The 5,156-nt window shown below is 50.0% G+C and carries 4 protein-coding genes; all 4 read left to right on the forward strand.

Features of this window, described 5'->3' with window-relative positions; genetic code table 11:
- Positions 1-1,621, forward strand: a 1,621-nt coding sequence (locus tag VIM87_RS26815) for a SusC/RagA family TonB-linked outer membrane protein (protein WP_331999963.1), incomplete at its 5' end; no start/stop codon positions are given.
- 28 nt (positions 1,622-1,649) lie between these two features.
- Complete coding sequence (locus VIM87_RS26820; protein WP_331999964.1) at positions 1,650-3,272, forward strand: RagB/SusD family nutrient uptake outer membrane protein; 1,623 nt, start codon at positions 1,650-1,652, stop codon at positions 3,270-3,272.
- A gap of 18 nt (positions 3,273-3,290) precedes the next feature.
- Positions 3,291-4,436, forward strand: coding sequence for a SusE domain-containing protein (locus tag VIM87_RS26825; protein WP_331999965.1), 1,146 nt, complete (start codon positions 3,291-3,293; stop codon positions 4,434-4,436).
- 220 nt (positions 4,437-4,656) lie between these two features.
- The coding region (locus VIM87_RS26830; protein ID WP_331999966.1) for a glycoside hydrolase family 76 protein at positions 4,657-5,156 on the forward strand (500 nt) is incomplete at its 3' end.

A 5,156-nucleotide genomic window follows, 5' to 3' on the forward strand; every position in this document is an offset into this window, starting at 1 on the left:
TGAGAACACCTTTGGCAAGCATTACGTAAAAGCACAGGTAGGCGCCCGTACAGATGCCATCAATGAAGGCTACGGTTTCCGGGCCGACCGTTTTGGCACCACCAACCTGGATAATGACTGGGCCATTGGCGGCGGTTACCGCCCTAAACCGGACGGAACCTTTGATTACGGCAGCATTGGCGATTACAATGATATCATTAATCCTAACCTGTATGCGCTTAACTCCCTCTTTGGCCGTTTAAACTATGCCTATGATGATAAATACCTGGCAGAGTTCACCTGGCGTTACGATGGATCTTCCAAGCTGGCCCCCGGCCACCGCTGGCAGTTCTTCCCCGCCTTTTCACTGGGCTGGCGTATTACAGAGGAGGATTTTATGCAGTATGTAAAAGAGAATATCGGCAACGTAAAGTTCCGCTTCTCTTACGGCCAGGTGGGCAACTCCAACATTGGAGGGTTTAACTACCTGTCACGGGTATATATCAATTCTAATTTGGGTTATTATTCCTTTAATAACACACCGGCGCCCGGCTCCATCTTCTCTACCTATAATGATCTGCTGAAATGGGAAGTATCTGCCATGACCAATTACGGCGTGGATGCAGATTTCTTTAAAGGTGCGCTTACTGCTTCCTTTGATTACTTCAACAAGAACACATCCGGCATTTACCTGTTCCAGACGGTACCCGGTACAGCCGGTGTTACAACCGATCAGGAAAAATCCCCGCTTGAAAATGTGGGAAAGGTAAACAACAAAGGCTGGGAGCTGGCATTAACTTACCGCCTAACCACCGGCAAGGTAAACCATGCATTCGGCTTTAACCTGTCAGACAACCTGAACAAGGTAGTAACCTTCGGGCAGGAATCTATCCGCGGCAGCGACTTTTCTTACATCATTAAAGAAGGTTTCCCCATCTCCTCCTATTACGGTTATAAATCCAACGGCCTGTACCAGAACCTGGACGATATCAAGAACGCACCCAAAGTGCCTTTTGCATACAACCAGCAGGTAATGCCCGGTGATATTAGGTATGTAGACCGTAACGGAGATGGTGTGATCGACGCAGATGACCGTTTTGTTTTCGGTAATCCTTTTCCACGTTACACCTTTGGCTTTACATATAATGTTACCTGGCATGGCTTTGACCTGAACATGTTCTGGCAGGGTGTGGGCAAACGCTCCCAGTTCCTGCGCGGCGATATTGTGGAAGCCTTCCATAATAACGAAGACCACGCCTTTGTGCAGCACCTGGACCGCTGGACGCCCACCAATCCAAACGCCACTTACCCGCGTTTAACCATTGGTACGGCAGATGCCAACAACTTTGCCTACTCAGATTACTGGATGTTTGATACCAAGTACATACGCCTCAAGAACCTGCAGGTAGGTTACACCCTGCCCCGCGGTATCACCAATACCGTGCATATTGAAAGCGCACGTATTTACTTCACCAGCCAGAACCTGATCACTATAATGCCTAAACGTTTCCGCGAAATAGGCATGGATCCTGAGTTCACGCAATTTGATGATAAGCTGAATTTTTCCAACTACAACCCGATCGCAGGCCGTAACTATCCCAACGCCGCTACGTTTGCCGTGGGTGTGGATGTGAAGTTCTAATGCAGGAAGTAAGAAAAAAAACAATTCAATGAAAAAAACACTCATCATAATCGTTTTCGCTGTAGGACTGTTTGCCTGCCGTAAGCTGGACCAGCCCATTACACGCGAGTTTACGGAAACCGCCTACTGGCGCGACCAACAGGATGCGCTGGATGCCCTTTCCGCCTGTTATGAGCATTTATCCAAAACGGACTATTTCTTTGGCGACGAAGGCCTGAGCGATAATGCCTACGTAAATGGCGTGGGCTTCCAGAACGTAACAGCCATTGCCAACGGCGGCTATGACCCGTCTAATGCACGTGTAACGGATAACTGGGGTTATTACTTCACCACCATCCGCCGCTGTAATAATTTAACGGGGAATATAGATAAGGTGCCCAAGCTGGACAGCGCACTTAAGCGCCGTATTGCGGCAGAAGCCCGCTTTATACGCGCCTATGCTTATTTTCAGTTGGCCACCTGGTATGGGGACGTACCTTTTTTCACCAATGTGATCTCTATAGATGAATCACGCACTATTAACCGCACGCCCAAGAACAACATCATCCAGTTTGTGCTGAGTGAGCTGAACGCCATCCGTGCCGACCTGCCGGTAAATAACTACTCCGGCAGCAGCGGGTATGCCGATAAGGACAAAGGCCGGATAACCCGTGGCGCCGCCATAGCGCTCAGCGCCCGCGTGCACCTGTACAACGGGGAATGGCAGGCCGTAGTAAGCGACTGTGAGCTGCTCATTAACAAAACAGAGAACGGCACTTACGGCTTAATGGATGATTATGCCGGCATTTTCACCGTAGGTAATGAGTATAACAAGGAAGTGGTGCTGGACCTGCAATATGGCGGCGGCCGCACCTACGATGTGCAGCGCGCCTTTATGCCGCAAACCGTGGCCCTGTTAAGAAGTGTGCTGGTGCCCACGCAGGACCTGGTGGATGATTACGTGATGACGAACGGCAAAGGCATTAAGGAAGCAGGCTCCGGCTATAATGAGAATGATCCCTACACCAACCGCGATCCCCGCTTTAATGCCACCATCCTGCATCATGGATCTACGGTAACGGACTTCAACGGAACGGTGCAAACCATTCTTACACAGCCCGGCTCCAACCCGGCCACCAATACGGTGGACGATCAGGGCGCCTCCCCTACCGGTTACTACTTTTATAAATATTACGACCGCACCTCCACCAACTACCAGTCCGGCTTAAACCTCATCCTCATCCGCTATGCCGATGTATTGCTGATGTATGCAGAGGCCAAGAACGAGCTGGCGCAGCTGGATGCCAATGTATGGAACAACACCATCCGCGCACTGCGGGTACGCGCCAAGTTCACCGATGCCGGCGCTACTGAGTTCAATGCCGCTTTAACACAGGAGCAGCTGCGTGCTGTTGTACGCCGTGAAAGGCGCGCAGAGCTGGCATTTGAAGGCCTGCGTGTATACGACATACGCCGCTGGAAAATTGCAGACCAGGTGCTGGCAAAACCGGTAAGAGGTATTAAGGTGACATCCGGCGCGTTCAACCGGGATCCCAATGGTTATATCATTGTGGCCAACCGCACCTTCACAAATCCGAAACACTACCTGTGGCCGGTGCCTACATTTGAACGCGATCAGAACAAAAATCTTTCACAAAACCAGGGTTGGTAAACCTACAAATTCCCGTATATGCTTAAACGTATAGCTTTCATATTTACCGCATTGCCCGCAGCAGCAATTATGTTCCTGGGCAGCTGCAAAAAAGACGATTATAAGCTCAACACCAATATTAAACCGGTAGAGCACCTGGGTGCGCCGGCCGACAATAAATTCGTAAAGCTGCAGCCCGCCACCAGCGCCGCTGTTAGCTTTGAGTGGGACCAGGCCCGGGCTGAAGACGGCTCCCTGGTATTGTATGAAGTAGCCTTTGATAAAGAAGGCGGCGACTTCTCCAAGCCCATTGCCAAATACACATCCGATGGCGGCGGCGTACAGAACAAGTTGTCCCTTTCCCACAAAGAGCTGAACACCATTGCCAACAATGCCGGCATCCCCGCATTGGGCACTGGCAAGCTGAAATGGACGGTGCTGGCCGCCAAAGGGTACAACGTACAGCCGGCAGCTGAAAGCCGCATCCTGGAAGTAGAAAGGCCCAATGGCTTTGCAGAGATCCCGGTGGATGTGTTCCTCACCGGCGAAGCTACAGAAGCAGGCGCCGACCTTTCCAAAGCCCTGCACCTGAAAAGCATCACCAGCGGCGTATTTGAAATTTACACTTCCCTGAAGGACGGTAAATACCAGTTCGTAGACCGCAATACCGGCACGCCCACCACGTATTCACTGGATGGCGCTGTGCTGAAAGAAGGCGGCGAAACCACGCAAAGCGGCGGCACTAAAGTGTACCGCATCCGTTTGGACTTTAACAACACCACCGGCACTATGACGGAGATCACCGGTATGGGATTATGGTTTGCACCTGATAATAAGTTCCTGTTTAACCTCACCTATTCTGGCAATGGCACCTTTACAGCCAGCAACCAGGTTATAACCTTTAAGCAGGAATCCTGGGGCCGTGATGAGCGTTATAAGTTCCGTATGAGTGTGAAGTCGGCCGACGGTACTGCCGGTGAAGAATGGATGGGCAGCTCCAATGCAGATAACAGCCGCCCTACCAGCGCTACGCCGCTTAGCTTCTGGCAGCTTTATCCCATCGCTAACAACGATCAGTGGAACTATTGCTACAAGTTCCAGACCGAAGTAGATACCAAGAACTGCGATGTGAAAATGTATTTCCAGGCAGACAAGGCTTATACACACGAAGTAATTGTACTGTAAGCATCTGACTAAAAAGAATGTAAAATGTAAAATGTAAAATTTTAAATGCCAAACCGACGAAGGAGGTTCATAGAGACTATTGAAAAGACCTTATGAACGAGATAAATGTAAAGGTCAAATGCAGCGATCAACTACATCCAACTTTTACATTTAACATTTTACATTTATGATTTTACATTCTTTTAGCCTTTTCAACTTTTTAATCTTTTAATTCAGAAAAATGATCGCTTTACAACGTTTGCTGGCGCCTTGCATGCTGCTGCTGTCCGTTACCTGGGTCTCCTGCCTGAAAGAGCCGGTAGATGATGGTCCCGGCCCGGGCGCAGGCAAAGCCACCTATAAATATAACTGGCCTGCCATTGCAGATTCTGCACAGGCCTCGCTCACCGCTAACTTTTATAATGCCAACGGCAAATATTTTAATAAGAACAATGCCGGTGATGTAACCTTTAACTACTGGCCCCAGGCCCATGCGCTGGATGTGCTGGTAGATGGTTACCTGCGCAAGAACGACGCCGCCGTTAAAGCCCGCATGACCGACCTGCTGGATGGTGTAAAGGCAAAGAACGGCAACACCTACATCAATCATTTTTATGATGATATGGAGTGGATGACGCTGGCCTGCCTGCGCGCTTATGAAGCCACCGGCGACGACCGTTTTAAAGCTACCGCACGGGAGCTTTGGAATGATATCAAAGGCGGCTGGGACCTGGTATGGGG

The organism is Chitinophaga sp. (genome assembly GCF_036569125.1).
Taxonomy (GTDB): Bacteria; Bacteroidota; Bacteroidia; order Chitinophagales; family Chitinophagaceae; genus Chitinophaga.